Source organism: Ruegeria sp. HKCCA5491 (genome assembly GCF_013034565.1).
GTDB lineage: Bacteria > Pseudomonadota > Alphaproteobacteria > Rhodobacterales > Rhodobacteraceae > Ruegeria.
In genome coordinates this window covers 20,533-42,863 of sequence record NZ_WQGG01000007.1, presented here as the reverse complement: position 1 = coordinate 42,863, position 22,331 = coordinate 20,533, and the positions used below count along the sequence as shown (strand labels likewise).

Below are 22,331 nucleotides of genomic sequence, written 5' to 3'. Positions count from 1 at the left end.
CACATGTTCTATCGTGAAGCCGGAGACTTCAAAGTTTCCTATGTGGATGACAGCCAGACTTTCCCGATCAAGTTCGACCGGTATCGGTACTATGTGGTTCTGGCGGTCGCGTTCGGGATCATACCGTTCATCATCAACGACTACTGGGCTAACGCGCTTTTGCTGCCGTTCCTGATCTACGCGATCGCGGCGATCGGCCTGAATATTCTGGTTGGATATTGCGGGCAGGTCAGTCTTGGTACGGGCGGCTTCATGGCGGTGGGGGCTTATGCCTGCTACAAGCTGATGACGGCCTTTCCTGACGTCAGCATGTTCATCCATGTCATTCTGGCCGGCGGCATCACTGCCATTGTCGGCGTTCTGTTCGGTCTTCCATCGTTGCGGATCAAGGGGTTCTATCTGGCGGTGGCGACGCTGGCCGCGCAGTTCTTTCTTGTGTGGCTGTTCAACCGGGTGCCGTGGTTCTACAACTACTCGGCTTCGGGTCAGATCAACGCACCGGAACGCGATGTGTTCGGGATCATCATCACTGGACCGAATGCTCCGGCATGGGCCACGTATCTGTTCTGCCTGATCTTTCTGACCGTCTGCGCCGTGATCGCACGCAACCTGACACGCGGCACTACCGGGCGTACGTGGATGGCGATCCGCGATATGGATATCGCGGCCGAGATCATCGGGGTGAACCCTCTCAAGGCGAAACTGACCGCCTTTGCCGTCAGCTCATTCTTTGTGGGCATCTCGGGCGCGTTGTTCTTTGCAGTCTATCTCGGCGCGGTTGAGGTTGGCGAGGTGTTCGGCATTACCAAATCGTTCCTGGTTCTGTTCATGATCATTATCGGGGGATTGGGCTCTATCTTCGGGTCCTTTGCGGGGGCGGCGTTCCTTGTGCTGTTGCCGGTGGTCCTGAAAGTGGTTGGCGCGGATATGCTGGGTTGGCCCACGGATATCGTGGCGCATTTGCAGCTGGTGATCGTCGGTGGGCTGATCATCATGTTCCTGATCCTGGAACCACATGGGCTGGCGCAGTTGTGGCGCGTCGCCAAAGAGAAACTCAGACTCTGGCCATTCCCGCACTAGGGGCAGGCCCAATCAGATAACGGGTGCAAAGCCCGAACCCAACATCGGACCAACCAAGGGAGGAGAAACCCGATGAAATTGAAATTGGCAACCGTGGCGCTGGGCGCCGTAATGGCGGCAGGACCGGTTATGGCCGATCTCGTATTCCCGTCACTCAGCTACCGTACCGGACCTTACGCGGCGGGTGGTATTCCGTTTGCGGATGGGTATGCGGATTACTTTACCCTGCTGAACGAACGTGACGGCGGGATCGGTGGCGTTCTGGCGAAGGTGATTGAATGCGAGACAGGGTATAACACCGAAAAAGGTGTGGAATGCTATGAATCGACCAAGGGCGAAGGTGCGCTGGTCTATCAACCGCTGTCGACCGGTATCACGTATCAGCTGATTCCTAAGACCACGGCAGACGGCATCCCGATGCACACGATGGGCTATGGCCGTACGTCCGCCAAGAACGGCGATGTGTTCAGCCACACGTTCAACTATCCTGCAAACTATTGGGATGGTGCCTCGGGCGCGGTGAACTACCTGCTGGAAGAGAATGGCGGGGACCTGAGCGGCAAGAAAATTGCTCTGGTCTACCACAACTCGGCCTATGGCAAGGAACCGATCCGCACGTTGGAAGAGCTTTCGGCCAAGCATGGCTTTGAGCTTGTCGCCCTGCCGGTTGACCATCCGGGCCAGGAACAGAAATCGCAGTGGCTGCAAATCCGCCGTGATCGCCCCGATTATGTTCTGATGTGGGGCTGGGGCGTCATGAACCAGGTGGCCGTTCAGGAAGCTGCCAACATCCGTTACCCGATGGAAAACTTCATCGGTATCTGGTGGTCCGGTTCTGAAAACGATGTGCTGCCAGCGGGCGAGGCCGCAAACGGCTATAAGGCGCTGACCTTCCACAACGTGGGCACGGATTTCCCGGTCTTTGACGATCTGAAGACGCATGTCGTCGATGCGGGTAAAGCTGCCGGTGCTGGCGATCAGGTCGGTACGGTTCTGTACAACCGTGGTCTTTATGCCGCGATGCTTGCGGCCGAAGCTGCCAAGAAAGCGCAGGAAATCCACGGTACTGCCGACATCACCCCTGCGATGATGCGCGACGGTATGGAGGCGCTGGAAATCAACGAAGCCAAGATGACCGAACTGGGTCTGCCTGGTTTTGGTCCGGCATTCTCGGTCTCGTGTGAGAACCACGGCGGGGACGCTCTGGTTGGTGTGACCCAATGGGATGCGGCCAACAAAACCTGGAGCCTGATTTCCGAGTTCAAGGCAACCGATGGCGACGTGATCGGTCCGCTGATCGACGAAGACTCGAGCGCTTATGCGTCGGAAAACAACATCGGATCGCGCTGCTGATCCGGCGTACTGAAATCCGGGGCGGCGGCAGACCGCCGTCCCGACCCCAACACTCGCACGAGGACACGCGCTGATGCTGGATGCGGCTCAAACCACTGACGTGCAGGCGGAAACCCTGCTTGAAGTCAACAATATCGAGGTGATCTACAACCATGTGATCCTCGTCCTTAAGGGTGTCAGCCTGACCGTTCCCAAAGGCGGTATTACTGCTCTGCTCGGTGGTAATGGCGCGGGCAAGACGACGACGCTCAAGGCGGTGTCGAACCTGCTGCATTCGGAACGGGGCGAAGTCACCAAAGGGTCGATCAAGTATCGCGGCGCAAGCGTGCATGAAAGCGATCCGGCGGATCTGGTTGAAAAAGGCGTGATTCAGGTGATGGAGGGCCGTCACTGTTTCGAACACCTCACGGTCGAGGAAAATCTTCTGACCGGAGCTTATACCCGCAAGGACGGCAAAGCCGCGGTCCAGAAAGACCTTGATCTGGTCTACACCTACTTCCCACGTCTGGCTGAACGACGCCGGTCGCAGGCGGGTTATACCTCGGGAGGTGAGCAGCAGATGGTTGCCATGGGCCGGGCGTTGATGTCGCGGCCGGAAACGATCCTGCTGGACGAGCCTTCAATGGGGCTGGCCCCGCAATTGGTCGAAGAGATTTTCGGCATCGTGAAGGATCTCAATGAAAAAGAGGGCGTGTCCTTCCTGCTGGCCGAACAGAATACAAACGTTGCTCTGCGGTTCGCCCATTACGGGTACATTCTGGAATCGGGCCGTGTCGTTATGGACGGACCTGCCGATGAGTTGCGTGAAAACCCGGACGTGAAAGAGTTCTATCTGGGCATGTCCGATGAAGGCCGAAAAAGTTTCCGAGATGTACGCTCATACCGCCGCCGCAAGAGGTGGTTGTGAGCGGGTGGAGGATCTGGCGATGACTTACTACGACGCACTCGAAACCCGATCAGCCGATCAGCGCGCAGCTGATCAGGCGCAAGGGTTGCGAGTTCAGCTGGAACGCGCCCAATCCGCGCCGGGGTTTCAGGCTCATCTGGCCGGGGTGGATACCGATGCGGTGAAAACCATCGAAGATCTGGTCAAACTGCCGGTTCTACGAAAATCTGAACTGGCGCAGGCACAGGCTCAGCGACCTCCGTTCGGCGGGTTCACGGTCACTCCGGCGCGGCATTTCCATCATGTGTTTCAGTCTCCGGGTCCGATCTACGAACCGGGCAACACCGATCCCGATTGGTGGCGCATGGGCCGGTTCCTGCACGCGGCAGGCGTGGGGCCGGGCGATATCGTGCAGAACTGTTTCGGCTATCACCTGACGCCTGCCGGCATGATATTTGAAAGCGGCGCGCGGGCCGTGGGCGCCGCCGTGTTGCCCGCAGGCACCGGCCAGACCGAGCTGCAAGTGACCGCCGCGCGTGATGTGGGTTGCACCGCATATGCCGGAACGCCCGACTATCTGAAGATCATACTGGATAAAGCGGATGAGATGGGTGTGGACCTGCAATTCGCTACGGCTGCTGTGGGAGGCGGCGCGCTGTTCCCATCCTTACGTCAGGAATATGCGGATCGCGGGATTTCGTGCCTGCAATGCTATGCCACCGCTGATCTGGGCAATATCGCTTACGAAAGCCCTGCGATGGAGGGGATGATTCTGGACGAACACATCATCGTCGAGATCGTGACCCCCGGCACCGGCATCCCTGTGGCCGAGGGTGAAGTGGGTGAGGTGATCGTAACCTCGCTCAACCCCGATTATCCGTTGATCCGGTTCGCGACCGGTGATCTGTCGGCGATCCTGCCCGGCCAGTCGCCCTGCGGTCGTACAAATGCGCGGATCAAAGGCTGGATGGGTCGTGCCGACCAGACGACCAAGATCAAGGGCATGTTCGTGCGTCCTGAACAGGTGGCCGCGCTAGTCGACAAACACGCCGAGATCGTAAAGGCTCGTGTCATCGCAGCCCGTCAGGGCGAGATGGATACAATGACCGTTCAGATTGAAAGCCCCAGCGGAGATGACATGACCTATGCCAAATCCGTGATCGAAGTGCTGAAGCTAAAAGGCGCAATCGAGGTTGTCGAACCCGGTTCGCTGCCCAAGGATGGTTTGGTGATCGAGGATCAGCGGGTCTATGAATAAAGTCTGCGGCAGTTTGTGCCGCAGATTTGTTCCCCTGTAGACTGGTGTTTCTTAGCGTTTTGGTCGATTAATGGCCAACTCTGCGCATTCGCCAGTTACAAGCCGGGATCATGGCCGACATAGAAGTTTCAGAACATGGCACGCGCAACCACGGCGCGTTTGGTACCCGGCTGGTTGGCACGGTCGCCTGTCTTGTTGCGGCCGCTTGCCTGTTGCCGATGCTCGCCGTCGTTCTGGCGGCTGCAACGGGCGGAACGGATACGATCTCGCACCTGTTGCAAACCGTTTTGCCGCGCTATGCGCTTACGACGGTGATTTTGGTCGTTCTGGTGGCGATTGGTACGTTTGCCATCGGTGTCGGTGCTGCGTGGCTTGTGACCATGACACGCTTTCCCGGCGTTCGGTTCCTTGAGATTGCTTTGGTTTTGCCGCTGGCTTTTCCGGCTTATGTGCTGGCCTATGCTTATACGTTCATTCTGGATCACCCCGGCATTGTCCAAAGCACCCTGCGCGATGTGACCGGCTGGGGGCCACGCGACTATTGGTTCCCCGAGATACGCTCGACCGAGGGTGCGGCGGTGATGCTGATCCTCGTGCTGTATCCTTATGTCTACCTGCTGGCCCGCGCCGCGTTTCTTCAGCAAAGCGCCACGGCTTTTCTTGCGGCGCGGGCGTTAGGCAAAAGCCCTTGGCTGGCGTTCTGGCACGTATCGCTGCCCATGGCGCGCCCGGCAATTGCGGGGGGTGTGCTGCTGGCGATTATGGAAACCATCGCCGATTTCGGCACTGTCGCCTATTTTGGCGTGCAAACATTCGCCACCGGTATCTACACAAGCTGGTTTTCCATCGGAGACCGCGCTGCCGCCGCGCAGTTGGCCCTGTGCCTGCTGGGTTTTGCGCTGGTCTTGGCCGTGGCCGAACGGATGCAGCGCGGTAAGGCGAAATACTATCAGGCAGGGAAAAGTCATGCGTCACTGCCCTCGGCGCGGCTAAAGGGCTGGCAGGCTGCCGCGGGCTTTACGCTGTGCGCCATTCCGGTTCTTCTGGGCTTCCTGCTGCCGGTGTTCATCTTGATTCAGATGGGGCTGGAGTCAGAGCAGAACCTGCTGTCGCGCCGCTATATCGGCTTCATTAAGAACTCGCTGACTTTGGCCGGTACTGCCGCCGTGATTACGGTTTGCGCCGCGATCACCGTCGGATTCTTTCAGCGGTTGCGCCCCGGGCGGTTGTCATCTGGCGCGGGGTACATGGCGCGGTTGGGCTATGCGGTGCCCGGAGGTGTCATTGCGGTGGGCCTGATGGTGCCATTTGCCAGTTTCGACAATGCACTGGATGCTTGGATGCGGGCGACCTTTGATGTTTCGACGGGTTTGCTGGTGACGGGCTCAATCTGGCTGCTGGTCGCCGCTTATATGGTGCGGTTCTTGGCGGCGGCGCTCGGCGCTTATGAAGGTGGGCAAAGCACAGTTCATGCCAACATGGACGCGGCCTCGCGGTCTTTGGGGCAAACCCCGCTGGGAACACTGCGCCGGGTTCATCTTCCTATCCTGACACCGTCCTTGCTGACGGCGCTGCTGATTGTGTTTGTGGACGTGATGAAAGAACTGCCCGCGACCCTGATCATGCGCCCGTTCAACTTTGATACGCTGGCGGTGCAGGCCTATCGGTTGGCCTCGGATGAACGGCTCGAGGGGGCTGCGGTCCCCTCTCTGGTCATCCTGGCGGTGGGGCTGTTGCCGGTCATCCTGATCTGTCGACAGGTTGGTCAGCGGCGTTAGAGCGATCCAAAAATATCACACCCGGGTGTCGCCGGACTTGATTCAGACGCGTTTTCCGGCAAGGCTTGGGGTATGAACATGCAGCCTCCCAGCCGGTTCTCTGCAAACTCGGCCCAGATGCCCGTCGCGTTTAACCGGCATGAGATGTCCCATATTCTGTCCGTCTACGGCCGGATGGTCGCCGCCGGAGAATGGCGCGATTACGGTATTTCCAACTTGCGGGACATGGCCGTGTTTTCGATCTTTCGCCGAACTGCGGAACATCCCATCTATCGGGTCGAGAAACACCCCCGGCTTCGACAGAAACAAGGGATGTATTCGGTCGTGGGCATGGATGGCCGAATCCTGAAACGCGGCCACGATCTGCGCACGGTGCTGCGCGTGCTTGAGCGTAAGCTGATCCGTTCAGTTGACCTTGATTAGAGCCGCTTATGGGCCGTCACCGGCCCGTCACCCTGTTCCAGAATGCGCGTGATCGCCTGTTCCATTGGCTCAAACGTCACGTCCATGTGGAAAGCATTGGCGTGCAGCAGCATATCCTCGGAATAAACCCAGGCCACATGCCCTTTCCAAAACAGCAGATCGCCGCGCTGAGGAGGGGTGCCCTGCGGCAGCAGATGACCAAGTTCGCGCTCCTGATCGCCACTGTCTCCTGGGCAGGGTTGTCCGCAGGCTAGCAGCCCGGCCTGAACCAGTCCTGAACAATCCAGCCCGAACCGGCTGTTTCCGCCCCAAAGATAGGGTGTGCCCAGAAAAAGTTCGGCTACTGCAACAGGATCGGTCAGCGGAACGCCCACATGTTTGGCGTGAACGGTCGGGATGAACCCAAGCTCTGTGTCCAGAAAGCCATTTACCTCGGACGTGGCCGCAACCCTGCTTCCAAAACTCAAAGAGGTCCGGTCGGGGCTTTTCATGTCTGGCCGAGCATAGGCGTGGGTGGCTGGTGCCGTGATCCAATGCGTTGCGCTTAGGTCCGGGCCAAGCTGTTCCGAGCGGACCCAGCCGGCATAGCCATCTTTTTCTGCGATGACCCGGCTCCAGCCGTTTGCCCGTTCTGAGAGCTCGACAGCGTCACCAAAAAGCAACTGTCGGTCGCGCGGACCGTCCGGCTCACGCAACAGGTCGGTAACCGGTTGGATGATGCGTTGGCGTGTCATAGGTCCAGCATCTCGGGCAAGGCCGTCAACAAGGCGCGTGGCCCTTGGCCAAACCCGCCCTTGCTGCGACCGGGTTCGTTGCTGCGCTGCCATGAGAAGATGTCGAAATGCATGTAACGGCTGTCGCCTACAAAGCGACGCAAGAACAGCGCGGCGGTAATGGAACCGCCAAACCCACCGGCCGGGGCGTTGTCCAGATCGGCGATGCCCGGCTCGATCAACCCTTCATACGGGTCGTGGAACGGCATGCGCCAGACCGGATCGGCGGCCTTGCGCGCCGCGCGGGTCAGCGCGTCTGCCGCGTTGTCGCTGTCGGTGAAATAGGGCGCAAGATCGGTTCCCACGGCCACCCGCGCAGCGCCGGTCAGCGTCGCCATCGAGATCACGAGGTCTGGTGTCCCTTCGTCCGCAAGCGCCAGCGCGTCTGCCAGAACAAGGCGACCTTCGGCGTCGGTATTGTTGATCTCGACCGTTAGGCCCTTGCGCGAGGTCAGAATGTCGCCGGGCCGAAAGGCGTTTCCGGACACCGAATTCTCGACAGCGGGGATCAGAACCCGCAGTTGCAGCGGCAGCTTCAGCGCCATGATCATACGGGCCAGCCCCAGAACATTGGCGGCACCGCCCATATCTTTCTTCATCAACCCCATCGACGCGCCGGGTTTCAGGTTCAGACCGCCCGTGTCAAAGCACACACCTTTACCGACCAAGGTCAGCTTTGGCCCTGTTGTGCCCCAGTTCATCTCGATCAGCCGCGGTTCCTGCGCGGCAGCGCGGCCAACCGTGTGGATCATCGGAAAGTTCTGATCCAGCAGCGCATCGCCTGCGATCACCGAACAGGATGCGCCGAATTCCTGCGCGAGGCCCTCGGAGGCGGCCTGTAATTGCTCTGGCCCCATATCCGACGCGGGGGTGTTGACCAGATCCCGGATCAGGGCTTCGGCTTTGGCCAGAACCTCAAGACGCGCGGCATCAATGCCGTCGGGGGCAACCAGCCGGGCTTTGGCCGGCGACTGACTGGCATAGCGGTCAAATGCGTATCCGGTCATCAACCAGCCAAAGCATTCAGTTTCCAGAGCGTCCTTGGGAACGCCCCAAGCGATGTGATAGGTGCCTTTCGGCAGCGCCTCTGCCGCAGCCGCCAGTGGAAAACGCTTGCGGGCGCGGCCTGCGGGTTTGCCATACCCCGCCAAAGCGTAAAGCGGCGCGTCGTCCGTTCCGGGAACCAACAAGGTCTGGCCCATCGCCCCCGTAAACCCGTTGTTCGTGACCCAGTTCTGCACGGCATCAGGCTGATCCTTTACCCAATCATCCAGATCGGGTTGGGCGATCACGTGCAGCGGGACAGAATTGTCTGAGGGCGAGGCAAAGGTCAGGGTCATGGGTAACTCGGCTGGTTCGATTTGCGCCCAGCCTAGCCGCCCACATTCCATCTGCAAGCCCCTGTCAGACAGAAAGGTCCTGCTGATCCCAGATCACCGTCAGGGATTTCTCGCCCACGCGGATCAGACGAGACAGGGTGGCGCCCGTGGCGACCGCATCTCCTGCATCTACGTTTCGGGCGACGTCATCTGCGACACCAGCCACTGCTGTCATGCCGACCTGGTCGGCTATTGCCACCAACGACCGCGAACATTTTCGCAGCCCGGTCCAATCGCGCTGCCGCCAGAACCGTTCGCAATTCGACAGGCGAACGGCCAGCTCCTTGACCGTGCGGCACAACACGTCCAGTGCATTCTTTTCTCCAAGCTGCCGATACAACCCGTTCACCCGGTCCGGGTCCAGTCGGACAGTTTCCTTGTGTTCAAGCGTGAAAATATTTTCCACCACTTATTCCCCAATTCACTATACCCCCACGGTACAAGGCGACTTTGACCGAGAACTTCTTTGCAAAACCTTGCGTTCCTGAGGGATAATTGCTCGAATTTTCCTCGAATTCGGGCTAGAGCAGCCCACAGCGAACAAATCAGGGACACGAACATGGATCATGCCAAGCCTTTGCCGAATTATCTGGTCAAACGGTATCATGGCTGGAAAGCCACCACTTATTCCGAGAACCAGGTCTGGTATCGCCGTCTTGCTACAGAGGGACAGCGTCCGCGCGCCATGGTGATTTCGTGCTGCGATAGTCGGGTTCATGTCACTTCGATCTTCGGGGCTGATCAGGGTGAGTTCTTCATTCACCGCAATATCGCCAACCTTGTTCCGCCTTACGCCCCTGACGGTGACCACCACGGCACAAGCGCGGCAATCGAATATGCCGTAACTGCGCTGAAAGTGGCGCATCTGATCGTGCTGGGCCATTCGCAATGCGGCGGGGTTCAGGGGTGCATTGACATGTGCAAGGGACAGGCCCCGCAGTTGGAAGCGAAAGAAAGCTTTGTTGGCCGCTGGATGGATATCCTGAAACCGAAATACGAACTTGTTTCTGATGTCGAAGACGGGGCAGAGCAAGCGCGTCAATTTGAACGGCAAGCGGTTGTGGCCTCGTTGGAAAACCTGATGACCTTCCCGTTTGTGTCGTCGGCGGTCGAGGATGGCTCGCTCAGCCTGCATGGATTGTGGACCGATATCGGTGAAGGCGGACTGCAATGTTATGATCCGCAGGCGAAGAAGTTCGTCGTCGTTTAAACCGCCGAAGGTTCTTTCAATTTGACGGGCGTGGGATCAGGTTGCCGATTCCGCGCCCTTTTTTGTCCAACGTACCGCACCCAGCCTGAACCGATTCAGGTCGGTCGATACGTAAATTGTGTGGTCCGACCACCTGGGACATTACTTCAAACGCAATCCTGATTGGTTAAATTAAAGGCGTTCGTCCGTTTGCGACGGCCCAGCGGGGCGATTTCCCAATAAGAAGAAGCCAAAAAAATAGCCATTCTGCACTTTTTTTAACTTTTTCGTTGCCGAAACCGGTTTCGGAACAAAAAATTGCAATCAATGACAGCGAATCTTTCACATCGGCCGCGGGACACCGCAGATCGCCCCTCGGTTTCTGGGCGCGTCAAGCTTGATGAATTGGCCGCGCATCTGGGCTTGTCTAAAAGCACTGTGTCGCGGGCGCTCAACGGGTATTCTGATATTTCGACTGTGACCCGCGCCAGGGTGGAAACGGCGGCGCGCAAGTTGGGCTATCGACCTCTGAGCCATGCGCAGGCCATCCGTACCGGGCAGGTTCGTGCGATTGCGATGGTGTTGAACAGCGACGAACCTGATCGTCACAACCCGTTCCTGCAGGATTTTCTGGCTGGTGCGTGCGAGGCTGCAAGTCACCTTGACTGGACGATGACGATTTCGACCGCGACCTCGGAACGGGACACGTTGAAAGTCCTCAGCAGATTGTTCGAAGAACGCAAAGCGGATGGTTTCATTCTGCCCCGGACCGCAGTCAAGGACGCCCGGATCGGCCTTTTGCGCAGCCTTGGGGTTCCCCACATCCTGTATGGCCGTACCGGGTATGGGCAGCCGAACACGTGGGAGGAAACCTCTTGGTTCGATATCGCCGGTGAAACGGCGATGCGCAAGGCGGTTTTGCGGTTGGCCGGGTTTGGACATACGCGCATTGGTTATGTCGGCAGTGACCTCAAGTTCAACTACAGCCACCTGCGCCGCGATGGGTATGCCGAAGGTCTGCACGAGGCTGGATTGCCCTTGGACCCCGACCTGATCCGGGACGGGGCCAGAACACGGGATGAAGGCGCTGCGCAGGCCATGGCCTTGATGCAGGTCGAACAGCCCACGACAGCAATTGTCTTTGCCACCGATCTGGCGGCCTTGGGCTTTTACCCGGTCGCGCAGGATCTGGGGCTTGAGATCGGTCGTGACGTGTCCATCATTGGCTATGACGGCATTCCCGAATCCCGGTACGCGCGCCCGGCTCTGACCAGCTTTGCGGTAGATTCACACATGGCCGGACAGCGTTTGGCGACGATGCTGATCCGGCAAATCCGGGGCGACGACCCCGCAGGTTTATGCGAACTGACCGAAGCCACCCTGGTTGAGGGTGGATCGGACGGACCGCCAACACGAACGCCACAGGAACTGGCGCGCATAATACAGACTGACAATAATCATAACCGGGGAGACCGATCATGAAACTTACACCCAAGATGTCCCGCCTGATGCTGGGCACGTCGCTGGCAGTGATGCTTGGCGCGCTGTCGGCGCAGGCGGATACGATCCGCTTCTGGACCACCGAGGAACAGCCCGAACGTCTGGCCAAGCAGCAGGAGATGGCCGACCAGTTCAAAGCTGAAACGGGAACGACAGTCGAAGTGATCCCTGTCACCGAAAGCGATCTGGGTACGCGTGCAACCGCGGCCTTTGCTGCCGGTGATCTGCCGGACGTCGTTTATCACACACTGCAATACGCTCTGCCCTGGGCCGAGGCGGGTATCCTGGATACCGAAGCCGCAACAGAGGTGATCGAGGAACTGGGCGCGGACACATTCGCCCCCGGGGCGCTGGCAATGGCGGCGTTCAATGGTGAAACGGCCTCGGTCCCGGTTGATGGCTGGACCCAGATGGTCGTCTACCGCAAGGACCTGTTCGACGAGGCTGGTCTGGAAGCCCCAAGTTCCTATGCCAATGTTCTGGCTGCGTTGGACAAGTTGCACAACCCGCCGGAAATGTACGGATTTGTCTCGGCCACGAAGGTTGACGAAAACTTCATGAGCCAGGTGTTGGAGCATGTCTTCCTCGCCAACGGCGTTTCGCCCGTTGGCCCGGACGGGTTCCAGCCGCTGGATGAGGCCAAAACCACCGAAGTTCTGGACTTTTACAAGGCGATTTCCAAAGCCTCGCCTCCGGGCGAGTTGTTCTGGAAGCAATCGCGCGAGCTGTATTTCGATGGCAAAGCCGCGATGATCATCTGGTCGCCGTTCATTCTGGATGAACTGGCAGGTCTACGCGACAGCGCGCCGCCCACCATCACCGATGACCCGACCTCGCGCGATTTGGCGTCGAAAACGGGGATTGTGACCAACTTCTCTGGACCATCCAACCCGGACGGCGCAGCATGGGGGGATGTGCGGTATTTCGGGATCACCAATGACGCCGATACTGACGCGGCGATGGAGTTTGTGAAATTCGCCATGGATGATGGCTATACCCAGACGCTGTCCATCGCGCCCGAAGGCAAGTTCCCGGTGCGTCGCGGTAACGCCGACAACCCGACGGCCTTTGCCGAAGCGTGGGCGGAATTGCCCGTGGGCGTTGATCGCAAGGCCCCGTTGGGTGAGCTATACGATCAGGCGATGATCGACGAGATCGTCGGCGGTTTGGACGTTGCGCAGCGTTGGGGCGTGGCCGAAGGGCAGCTTTCGCTGGCGTCCAAGATGATCAACTCTCAGGTCATCAACCGGATCGTGCGTCAATATATCGACGATGAAATCGACGCCGCCGCTGCCGTGGCCGCGATGAACGAAGAACTTGCCAAGGTTCAGTAGACCCCTGCTTGACCGGTATCTGCAGCGGCGTGCGCGCCGCTGCACCTAACCCTCTGAGGTCCACCTATGTCTTCGGCCACCCCACCGACCGGAACCGGGGCGCTTGCCAAACGCGAGGCGCGTCTGGCCTGGGCTTTGCTTTCCCCAACCGTGATCAGTGTATCGCTTGTGGTGATCCTGCCCTTGCTGGCGATCTTCTGGATCAGTTTCAAGCCGTTCACCCTGTCTGACCTGCGCCCGCCTGCGCCCGTTGTGCGCGAAAGCCTGCGCGGATCAGGCGAGGATCTGCGGATCGAATACCGCGTGCGCAATTCAAGCCAGGAAATCGCCATTGAAGGCGTGACCGTGACAGATGTATTGCCCGATGGTGTAACGGTGGGCGAAGTTTCCGCCCCTTGCGTGCTGAACGGGCCGGATTTGTTCTGTGATTTCGGCACTCTGGAAGGAGGTCAGCGCGAACGCATTCGAATTCCGGTCACCGTGGACGGAGACCCTGACGCCTTTGAAGACGCGATCGAAGGGTCCGAACCCGGCGTCACCGGCAGCGGGCCAAGCGTTCTGACCGATTTCCAGTTCAGCTTGGAAAACTATGCTCGCGTATTCGACGGGGATGAGTTCTGGGGCGTTCTTTGGGTCACGCTGTTCTACACGGTTTTCGGTACCATCGGAGCCTTGGTGATTGGTCTGTTTGCGGCTCTGTTGCTGAACAAAAGTTTCAAAGGGCAGGGTATCATCCGGGGGCTTTACCTGTTTCCTTACGTCGCACCGGTGATCGCGGTGGCCTTTACGTGGGTTACGCTGTTTGACCCGTTCTCAGGCTCGGCCAATGCGTTGCTGGTGCAAATGGGATTGAGTAGCGAGCCAATTAATTTCTTCGGCGAGCGGCCTTTGGCGTTGATCATGGTCACTGTGTTTGAGATTTGGCGCTATTTCCCGCTGTCCTTCCTTTTCATTTTGGCTCGGATGCAGTCCATCGACTCCAGCATGTATGAGGCGGCGGATATGGACGGGGCGTCGCCCTTCCAGAAGTTCTGGCTGCTGAGCATCCCGCAACTGCTGGGCATTCTGTCGGTGCTGTTCCTGCTGCGCTTTATCTGGACGTTCAACAAGTTCGACGACATTTTCCTGCTGACCGGCGGCAATGCGGGCACGCGCACCCTAACCGTGAATGTCTATGAACAGGCATTCGCGATTTCCAATATCGGGGCAGGCGCAGCGGTGGCCGTTGTGATCCTGATGTGCCTGATCGCCTTCAGCTTTGTCTTCTTCCGCTTCATCAGCCGAGAGGAGGGTCTGTGATGCGCAAAGGATATATCACCGGCCCGGTTCTGGGCGCGCTCTGGCTGGTTGTGATTGCCACCACTGTCGCCATCACCATGTCGTTTTCGACCGGGGCAGCGTTTCGCCCGCAGGTCTTGCTCTGCCTGATCTGGGGGGCTTTGGCCGGGCTGGTCTATGTCCGGTTTCCGGCACAGCGTGCACCGGCGCGGTTGGGGATCTCGGCCCTGTTGGGCTTGTCTGCCCTGACCGGATTTGGCCCGGTCCTGATCGGCTCGGATACGTCTTTGCAGGCCGTATTGGTCACGGTTCTTGCTATGGCCATTGTTACGCACCTGTCTCTGGCGGCGATCCTGCGGGACACGCCCTTAGGTGAGCTCACCCGCCACGAATTTGAAGACGCCGTGATCCGGTTCTGCACCGGCTTCGGCTATATTTTCTTCACCGCCATTGTCGTCATCCCTTTCTATGTCATGGTGATGACCAGCCTGAAATCGCAACAGGCCCTATTGCAGAACCCGTTGGATTTCTCGGTTGACCTGTCGCAAGGCTGGGCGCTGTTTCGCAGCTATTCGGAGCTGTTCCGAGACTTCAATTTCGGCACTTACCTGTGGACCTCGTTCTATGTGTCAGTCCTGACGGTGTTCATCACCCTGTTGTTCAGCGTTCCCGGAGCCTATGCCGTCGCGCGATTTCGGTTCAAAGGGCAAAAGGCGTTCTCACGCTCGATCCTGCTGATTTACATGGTGCCGATGATCGTTCTGGCGCTGCCGATTTACATCGCGTTTTCGCTGACGGGTCTGCGCAACTCGATCCTGGGCATTGTCATGATCTACCCGGTTACCACGATCCCGGTCGCGCTCTATATGCTGCAAGGTTACTTCCGGGGTCTGCCGACCGAAGTGGAAGAGGCCGGTCTGATGGATGGTCTGTCGCGGCTGGCGGTGATTTGGAAGATCACCCTGCCGCTTAGCCTGCCTGCGCTGGCGTCGGTGTCGCTTTATGTCTTCATGATTGCGTGGAACGAGTTCCTGCTGGCCTTCATGCTGCTCGACGACCCGTCGAAATTCACCCTGACCCGAGGCGTTACGATGCTGAACTCCTCGGAGATTCCCCGCCAACACCTGATGGCCGGCGCGGTGATTGCCACCGTTCCGATCATGGCCCTGTTTCTGGGGCTTGAACGGTTCATGACCAAGGGCCTGACGGCAGGCTCGGTCAAAGGATGACTGACATGAACTACTATACTACGCCGAGTGAATCGGCTCGCAATATCCTGATTGCCAATGACAGGGGCGGCTACACGATCCCCACCAGCGGACTGTATCCCTACCAATGGAACTGGGACAGCGCGGTTGCTGCGCTGGGTTTTGCCGAGTTCGACATCAACCGCGCATGGGTTGAGCTTGAGACGCTGTTCTCGGGTCAATGGGCGGACGGCATGGTCCCGCATATCCTGTTTCACAAGCCCGATCCGGGCTATTTTCCAGGACCGGACGTGTGGGGCGGAACGGGGCCGATCCCGTCTTCGGGGATCATTCAACCTCCATTGGCGGCAACAATGGCGCGGCGGGTAGTGGATATGGATCCGGTGGCAGGCAAAGAACGGATGCGGGCGCTGTTCCCCAAGATGCTGGCCTGGCACCGTTGGATCATGGCGTGGCGGCTGGACGATCACGGCGCGGTCTGCACCACCCACCCGTGGGAGGCCGGGCGCGACAATGCCCCCGACTGGGACAATACGATGGCGGCAATTGATGCCTCGGACGTGGGTGAATATCAGCGCCGTGATACCAGCCATGTCAACAGCGCCGACCGTCCGACGAAATACGACTACGACCGCTACATCAAACTGGTGAATATCGGCCGTGAGGCGGGATGGGATCAGGCGAAGCTGCTAGAGGTGAATCCGTTTCGCGTGGCCGATCCGACCATGAGCTTCACCACCCTGCGCGCTGCCCGCGATCTGCTGGCCGTGAGCAATGATCTCGGGCTTGAGGCTGACGGTCTCAGCGCCGATATTGATCGGCTTGAGGCTGGTGCGCGATCCCTTTGGAATGAGGCGCTGGGCGCGTTTGACGCGCGGGATGCGCATACTGGCGAATGGGCAGAAAGTGTCTCTAACGCAAGCTATTTGTGCTGGTACGCAGGAATTGAATCGGCCCGGATGCTGGACCGGGTCAAGACGGTTCTGACCACGGTACCGCATCCGATTCCCAGCTATGACCCGCACATGCCTAAATTCGACGAACGCCGATACTGGCGCGGCCCGACATGGGCATTCATGAACATGCTGACCGGTTTTGGACTGGCTGAAATGGGCCACGGGGTCGAAGCCGAAGCTCTGCGCCTGAAAACCGCGCGCCTGATCGCCGGACATGGCTTTGCCGAGTATTTTGATCCGCTCACCGGAGGTCCCGCAGGTGGCAATTCATTCACATGGACCGCCGCCGTTTGGCTGCACTGGGCAGGGAGGAACTGATGGGCAGCATCGAACTCAAAAGCGTCGAGAAATGGTTCGGCGAGGTGCAGGTGATCAAAGGGATCGACCTGCAGATTCAAAAAGGTGAGTTTGTCGTCTTTGTCGGCCCCTCGGGATGCGGCAAGTCCACCCTGTTGCGCATGATTGGCGGGCTCGAGGATATCTCGCGCGGGGGGCTTTTGATCAACGGGGCGGATGTGACCGACCACCCGCCCTCGAAACGGGGGCTGACGATGGTGTTTCAGTCCTATGCTCTGTACCCCCATTTGACCGTGGCCGAGAATATGGGGTTCTCGCTGAAGGTGGCGGGTGTGTCCAAGGCCGATATCGCCGAGCGTGTCGGAAAAGCGGCTGAAGTCCTCAAGTTAGAGCCTTATCTTGAACGCCGCCCCAAGGACCTATCCGGTGGGCAGCGTCAGCGCGTGGCCATCGGTCGGTCCATCGTACGCGACCCGACCGCGTTTCTGTTTGATGAACCCCTGTCCAATCTCGATGCCGCCCTTCGGGTCGAAATGCGCTATGAGATTGCCAAGCTGCATCAAAGCCTGAACCGAACCATGATCTACGTGACCCACGATCAGGTCGAGGCGATGACGCTGGCCGACCGAATCGTGGTGCTGGAGTTCGGCAAGATCGCACAGGTCGGCACCCCGCGCGAGCTGTATGAACGCCCGGCCAACCTGTTTGTGGCGCAGTTCATCGGCAGCCCAAAGATGAACGTCCTGCCCTGTACCGTGGCCGGGGATCAGTTCCGTTTGGAAAACGGCGGCAGCGGTCCATTTGACCGGACGGGCGAGGCGACACGGCTGGGCATCCGCCCCGAACATATCAGCGTGGTCGAACCGGGCACAGGCCACAGCGACGGCGTGGTCGAGGTTGTCGAATACCTTGGCGCCGACATGTTCATCATCGTCGATTGCGGCACCGAAGAAAAAGTCACCGTTCGCCTTGGGGGAGATACCGAAATCAAGGCCGGGGCGCAGATCGGTCTGCATTTCGCGCCCGAGAAATTGCAGTTTTTTGATGGGGAGGGGCAGGCGTTGTAATCGCGGTGGCTGCGCCTGTCGAATGGGCGCAGCCACTGTCTTTCGCCCTTCGATCCTTTCGGGCTGTGTCTAGCCCACTTGCTTCAGTTTCAGCGGCCAACTGACCTCGTACATGTCTATGTTTTCGGACCTGCCTATGGATCGAACATCCTCTGAAATGCGTTCGGCAACAAGGACGCCCCTCAGTTGTCCATTTGCGAAGCCGTCCAACCTGCCCAGCGCAAGCAAATAGTCCGAGACCTGATGTATTGCTGCCGGCTTGGCTTCGGCACGTTTCAGTTCGATGATCAGCCAATCGCCATTCAAACGGTCTCGGGCGAGAATATCGATCCGCCGCGAATTCAGGCCGCCGTCCAGCGGATATTCATCCTGATAAACGTCGTAGCGTGCGCTCCACGGCGTTTGGGACCAGTTCAACAGTAATTCGCGCTGGATGACATACTCAGTAGTAAATCCTTCGCCGGTATGAGGTTTTCGGTTCAGAGAAAGGACAGAGTGATCAAATTCCGCCAGATGCTCGAGTGTCTGGATAACCCTGTCACGGTAAACAACCAGATGACCTGCCGTCTTGTTGCGCTTCTCGAACTCGAAGGAAAGGCCGCTCGCTACAAACTGTTCATGGTACTTTCCGTTGAACACGGCGTGGCCATAGTCGCCGCGTGCGACTGAAAATGTATCAATAGCGAGAGACCACTGATTGTCTCTGGATGGTGAAAAGGCGAGATAGACAACGCCCCGCGGGTTGGGCCAACGCGCGTTGCGGCGCGGATGATCGTTTCGGATCATACAGGTCAAGTCACTGGTCAGTGCCGTTTCGATCAGATGCTCTACGGGTGGGGTAAGATCCCAGTTTCGCGCGATGTAGGCCTCGTCGTATTGATGCACGAAAAGGCCACCTTCCACGTCTTCAATCTCAATACCATTTGAGAAGGATCTTGGGGGTACCATTACTGCGATCACCTGCATGCCAAAATGAGTTCAGAAGCAGGGTAACGGCTTAACTCGCCAGGATGGAAAGATAAATTCTCTTTCAAAAAAAGAACCCCGCCAATTTCATGGCGGGGTGTGTCTTAAAGGCCTTGATCAGGTTTACCGAACCTCAGCCCTTTTTCAGAACCTCACGGCCCAGCAGTTCGGCGATCTGCACAGCGTTCAGGGCCGCGCCTTTGCGCAGGTTGTCGGACACGCACCACAGGTTGATGCCGTTCTCGATGGTCGAATCCTGACGGATGCGGCTGATGAACGTGGCGAAATCGCCCGCGCATTCGATCGGCGAGACGTAGCCGCCGTCTTCGCGCTTGTCGATCACCATGATGCCTGGGGCCTCGCGCAGGATGTCGCGGGCCTCATCCTCGTCCAGGAATTCCTCGAACTCGATATTCACGGCCTCGGAGTGGCCAACGAACACCGGAACGCGGACGCAGGTAGCTGTGACTTTGATCGACGGGTCGACGATCTTTTTGGTCTCGACAACCATCTTCCACTCTTCCTTGGTCGAGCCGTCTTCCATGAAGACGTCGATCTGCGGAATGACGTTGAAGGCGATCTGTTTCTGGAACTTCTTCGGCTCAACCTCGGTGGTGGGGTTGTAGATGGCTTTGGTCTGATCCCAAAGCTCATCCATACCGTCTTTACCCGCGCCCGACACCGACTGATAGGTCGAGACGACAACGCGCTTGATCCTGGCGCGGTCATGCAGCGGCTTCAGCGCGACAACCATCTGCGCGGTCGAGCAGTTGGGGTTGGCGATGATGTTCTTGTTTTTATAGTCGTGGATCGCCTGCGGGTTACATTCCGGCACGATCAGCGGAATATCCGGGTCGTAGCGATAGAGCGAGCTGTTGTCGATCACCACACAACCCGCAGCGGCCGCCTTGGGCGCGTAGACTTTGGTCGCGTCCGAGCCGATGGCGAACAGCGCCATGTCCCAGCCGGTGAAGTCGAAGGTGTCGATGTCCTGGGTGGTCAGTGTCTTGTCGCCAAAGCTTACTTCGGTTCCCAGCGAACGACGGCTTGCCAGAACAGCAAGTTCATCGACGGGGAACTGGCGTTCCGCCAGGATGTTCAGCATTTCGCGGCCCACGTTACCCGTGGCGCCGGCGACAACGACGCGATAGCCCATTTCATGTCTCCAAAGTTAAGGACGCGCGTTCATAGCCGCGTTGCAGCAAAGAAAAAAGAGTTTTCGGGGCATATTTCACCCAATGACACCGATTTGACGCGGCGCATCGCCTCAGTTTTCGGTCAGAAGCCGTTCGTAGAGGGCAACAAGGGTCTTTGCTTCGCCGTTGATGTCGAAATTCTGTTCGACATGGGCACGGGCAGCGCGGCCGGATTGGGTGAGGGAATCATGGTTTTTCAGCATTTGGGCGCTGGCGTCCACCATGGCGGGGATGTCGCCCGGCGGGATGATACGGCCCAGCGTAGGGTCGGTGACGATTTCCGAGAACGCTCCGACATCAGTGGCCACGACGGGCACGCCGCAGGCCATCGCCTCCAGCGGGGTGAGGCCGAATCCCTCCCACCGCTGGGGCGCGATGAATAGGTCCAGCACCTGATACCATTCGGCGATCTGGTCGATCGTGACTTCGGGCATGAACAGAATGCGGTTGGACAGGCCCGCAGCCGCGACCTTGTCTTTCAGCTCGGCCAGAAAGGCGGTGTGCTTTTCTGTGGCGCGGCCCATGACGATGCCGTGGACGTCATCGAACTGGCCACACAGCTCGATCATCGCATCGACAAAAGCGTCGGTGCCTTTCTGTTGGCGGATGCGGCCATAGCAGCCCAGCAACAGACCATCCGGCAGACCCAAGCGGGTACGAACCGCCGCCTTATCCTCGGGCGGGGTGAAATCCTGCAGGTTGATGCCATGCATGATGACCTGCGCGTCCCGATCCAGATACCCGGCGGTCTTGCGCGAGGTGGCCACCACGGCGTCCATCTTGCCGATTAGCCATTTGGTATAGCCCGAATGGCTGCGCTGCGAGGCGCTGGTGAATAGCAGCTTCAACCGCAGGCGCAGGATGTTGCGCAGGAACAGACCCAACAGCATCTCGGTGTTGCGGCGCGCATGCCAGACACGCAGGGATTTACGCGACAAAAAGGGCAGGCGGCTCAGCGGGATATGCGGAATGTCGGCAGGCAGGCCGGGGCCGGTGGCGGCTATGTCGATCCACTGCACTTGCAACGGCACCAACCGCGCAATCGTCGCCGTTACGCCTGAAAGCCTGCGTTTCAGATTGGGGGCGATAACGCGCGGGTCGGACATGGTTGCTCCTGACGGTTTCAGCGTCAGTCGACGCTGTCCCGGCTGAATAGATAGATCACGCAGCCAATGGCAAGCGTGACCGCGAAAAAGCCGAATATCGCTGTGTAGGGTGCGCTTGGACTGATGTCCACTGTGGCCGCATGGATGCGGCCGGTGACGAACTGCGCGAAGCCGACGCCACCGATCCCGAACAGGTTCAGCAGGGTTACGCCTCGGCCCACAAGATGTGGCGGTACAAAGGCGCGGCCATGCGCCATGATGACTGGAAAGCTGGCCCCCACAAAGCCAATGATCGAAATCAATACGATGGACACCCAGACGCTGTTGTCGATCCACAGGCACAGCAGTGACAAAGCGATCACCCCCAGCGCATTGCCGCCAAAGATCACCCATTTCCGCGTGCCTAAAATCCGGTCGAGCGGCCCATAGGTAAAGGTCCCGGCAATCATGGCGGCTCCCATGATCAGCGTCGCCGTGCCGATTTGCGTGGTACTGAGGGCGAAGATATCGCTCAGGTAAGGTCCGGCCCAAAGCCCGCGCGTAGCCGCCGAAGGCGCGTAGGCCACCAGCATCAGCGGCAGGATCGCCCACAAAGCGGGCTGTTTCACTAGGTCCAGAACCGAACCCTTGTGGTCTGTTTCAACCCGTTTGGGGTCATGCACGGTAGTCAGAATACCCAGCGCAATCGCGCCTGAGAACAACGCCAGCACCCACATGGTTGCGCGCCAGCCCATCAATTCGACGGCAAGTGCGGTGGGATATGAGGCCACCAAATTACCCACTGACCCGACACCCAGCATCAGCGCGGCTAGCGTCGCAAAGCGCGCCGGGGGAAACTCACGCGCGAAGATGTAATAAGACGCCATCAGGACCGGTGAACAGCCAACCCCGATCAGCCCCATCGCGATGGCAACGTGGAAGGGCGTAGAAGCGATTGCGAACAATGCAGCCCCACCGGCACCTCCGATCAGTAAAAGTGCGGCGGCCGTCAGGCGCGGGCCGACCCGATCCAGCGCCCAACCCACTGGAAGCTGCATGGCGGCAAAGATCAAAAACCAAAGGCCCGAGGCAAAGGCTAGGTCCTCGGGCGTGGCCCCTGTGTCGCGGCCAAGATCGACACTGAGAACGGCAAGGAAAGCACGAAAAAACTGGCTGAGCACATAGCCCAGACACAACACCACCAATCCTGCCTTCATGTATCGCCCCTCTTCCCCAACGGCTGACCGCCCCTGATTGGCACGTACAATCGCCGCACACAAGCACGTGTGTCGTGACGATTTCACGGGACAGCAACCGCAATCGCA

Annotated in this window: 20 protein-coding genes; 13 read left to right on the top strand and 7 right to left on the bottom strand. The window is 58.8% G+C overall.

Annotated features, from left to right (window positions below; translation table 11 throughout):
- The first annotated feature begins 3 nt into the window (after positions 1 to 3).
- The 6 genes from GOV88_RS10670 to GOV88_RS10645 all read left to right on the top strand — a co-directional run bounded on the left by GOV88_RS10670 (position 4) and on the right by GOV88_RS10645 (position 6,778).
- The gene (locus GOV88_RS10670; RefSeq protein ID WP_171123898.1) at positions 4 to 1,080 is read left to right on the top strand and encodes a branched-chain amino acid ABC transporter permease; all 1,077 of its coding nucleotides are present in this window, start codon (positions 4 to 6) and stop codon (positions 1,078 to 1,080) included.
- 72 nt (positions 1,081 to 1,152) lie between these two features.
- Entirely contained in the window at positions 1,153 to 2,433 is a 1,281-nt protein-coding gene (locus tag GOV88_RS10665; protein WP_171240410.1) for an ABC transporter substrate-binding protein, read from the top strand.
- Between the two features lie 73 nt (positions 2,434 to 2,506).
- Positions 2,507 to 3,340, top strand: coding sequence for an ABC transporter ATP-binding protein (locus tag GOV88_RS10660; RefSeq protein ID WP_171123903.1), 834 nt, complete (start codon positions 2,507 to 2,509; stop codon positions 3,338 to 3,340).
- A 19-nt stretch (positions 3,341 to 3,359) separates the two neighbouring features.
- Entirely contained in the window at positions 3,360 to 4,577 is a 1,218-nt protein-coding gene (locus GOV88_RS10655) for a phenylacetate--CoA ligase family protein (protein ID WP_171240409.1), read from the top strand.
- Positions 4,578 to 4,687: 110 nt separating this feature from the next.
- Complete coding sequence (locus tag GOV88_RS10650; protein ID WP_171240408.1) at positions 4,688 to 6,355, top strand: iron ABC transporter permease; 1,668 nt, start codon at positions 4,688 to 4,690, stop codon at positions 6,353 to 6,355.
- A gap of 72 nt (positions 6,356 to 6,427) precedes the next feature.
- Positions 6,428 to 6,778, top strand: coding sequence for a DUF2794 domain-containing protein (locus GOV88_RS10645; RefSeq protein WP_171123908.1), 351 nt, complete (start codon positions 6,428 to 6,430; stop codon positions 6,776 to 6,778).
- On the opposite strand, the gene GOV88_RS10640 is transcribed toward GOV88_RS10645, so the two are convergent.
- The 3 genes from GOV88_RS10640 to GOV88_RS10630 form a co-directional block, all read right to left on the bottom strand.
- Positions 6,775 to 7,512 carry a C40 family peptidase gene (locus tag GOV88_RS10640; RefSeq protein ID WP_171240407.1) on the bottom strand — a complete coding sequence of 246 codons (738 nt, stop codon included), beginning with the start codon at positions 7,510 to 7,512 and terminating at the stop codon, positions 6,775 to 6,777. The genes GOV88_RS10645 and GOV88_RS10640 overlap by 4 nt on opposite strands.
- Positions 7,509 to 8,891: a M17 family metallopeptidase gene (locus GOV88_RS10635; protein WP_171240406.1), complete on the bottom strand. Its 1,383-nt coding sequence runs from the start codon at positions 8,889 to 8,891 to the stop codon at positions 7,509 to 7,511. Before GOV88_RS10635 ends, GOV88_RS10640 begins: the two co-directional genes overlap by 4 nt.
- 64 nt (positions 8,892 to 8,955) lie before the next feature.
- Positions 8,956 to 9,339, bottom strand: a complete 384-nt coding sequence (locus GOV88_RS10630) for a hypothetical protein (protein ID WP_171240405.1) — start codon at positions 9,337 to 9,339, stop codon at positions 8,956 to 8,958.
- 150 nt (positions 9,340 to 9,489) lie between these two features.
- Here GOV88_RS10630 and GOV88_RS10625 point away from each other — a divergent pair, with 150 nt between their 5' ends.
- The 7 genes from GOV88_RS10625 to GOV88_RS10595 all read left to right on the top strand — a co-directional run bounded on the left by GOV88_RS10625 (position 9,490) and on the right by GOV88_RS10595 (position 17,759).
- Entirely contained in the window at positions 9,490 to 10,140 is a 651-nt protein-coding gene (locus tag GOV88_RS10625; protein ID WP_171123916.1) for a carbonic anhydrase, read from the top strand.
- Between the two features lie 306 nt (positions 10,141 to 10,446).
- A complete protein-coding gene (locus tag GOV88_RS10620) occupies positions 10,447 to 11,601 on the top strand; it encodes a LacI family DNA-binding transcriptional regulator (RefSeq protein WP_171240404.1) in 1,155 nt (384 codons plus the stop codon).
- Positions 11,598 to 12,953 (top strand): ABC transporter substrate-binding protein, encoded by a 1,356-nt coding sequence (locus tag GOV88_RS10615; protein WP_171123920.1) that lies wholly within the window; start codon positions 11,598 to 11,600, stop codon positions 12,951 to 12,953. Before GOV88_RS10620 ends, GOV88_RS10615 begins: the two co-directional genes overlap by 4 nt.
- Before the next feature lie 66 nt (positions 12,954 to 13,019).
- Positions 13,020 to 14,252, top strand: coding sequence for a sugar ABC transporter permease (locus GOV88_RS10610; protein ID WP_171240403.1), 1,233 nt, complete (start codon positions 13,020 to 13,022; stop codon positions 14,250 to 14,252).
- The gene (locus GOV88_RS10605) at positions 14,252 to 15,460 is read left to right on the top strand and encodes a carbohydrate ABC transporter permease (RefSeq protein WP_171124188.1); all 1,209 of its coding nucleotides are present in this window, start codon (positions 14,252 to 14,254) and stop codon (positions 15,458 to 15,460) included. The genes GOV88_RS10610 and GOV88_RS10605 overlap by 1 nt, the downstream gene beginning before the upstream one ends.
- Positions 15,461 to 15,465: 5 nt before the next feature.
- Positions 15,466 to 16,713, top strand: coding sequence for a hypothetical protein (locus GOV88_RS10600; RefSeq protein WP_371808232.1), 1,248 nt, complete (start codon positions 15,466 to 15,468; stop codon positions 16,711 to 16,713).
- Positions 16,713 to 17,759, top strand: a complete 1,047-nt coding sequence (locus GOV88_RS10595; RefSeq protein ID WP_171240401.1) for an ABC transporter ATP-binding protein — start codon at positions 16,713 to 16,715, stop codon at positions 17,757 to 17,759. Before GOV88_RS10600 ends, GOV88_RS10595 begins: the two co-directional genes overlap by 1 nt.
- A gap of 69 nt (positions 17,760 to 17,828) precedes the next feature.
- On the opposite strand, the gene GOV88_RS10590 is transcribed toward GOV88_RS10595, so the two are convergent.
- From GOV88_RS10590 to GOV88_RS10575, 4 genes are all read right to left on the bottom strand, one after another.
- Positions 17,829 to 18,707: an endonuclease NucS domain-containing protein gene (locus GOV88_RS10590; protein WP_171240400.1), complete on the bottom strand. Its 879-nt coding sequence runs from the start codon at positions 18,705 to 18,707 to the stop codon at positions 17,829 to 17,831.
- A 151-nt stretch (positions 18,708 to 18,858) separates the two neighbouring features.
- Complete coding sequence (locus GOV88_RS10585; RefSeq protein WP_171124196.1) at positions 18,859 to 19,881, bottom strand: aspartate-semialdehyde dehydrogenase; 1,023 nt, start codon at positions 19,879 to 19,881, stop codon at positions 18,859 to 18,861.
- A 111-nt stretch (positions 19,882 to 19,992) separates the two neighbouring features.
- Positions 19,993 to 21,027 (bottom strand): glycosyltransferase family 4 protein, encoded by a 1,035-nt coding sequence (locus tag GOV88_RS10580; RefSeq protein ID WP_171240399.1) that lies wholly within the window; start codon positions 21,025 to 21,027, stop codon positions 19,993 to 19,995.
- 23 nt (positions 21,028 to 21,050) lie between these two features.
- Complete coding sequence (locus GOV88_RS10575; protein WP_171240398.1) at positions 21,051 to 22,223, bottom strand: MFS transporter; 1,173 nt, start codon at positions 22,221 to 22,223, stop codon at positions 21,051 to 21,053.
- Positions 22,224 to 22,331: the final 108 nt, after the last annotated feature.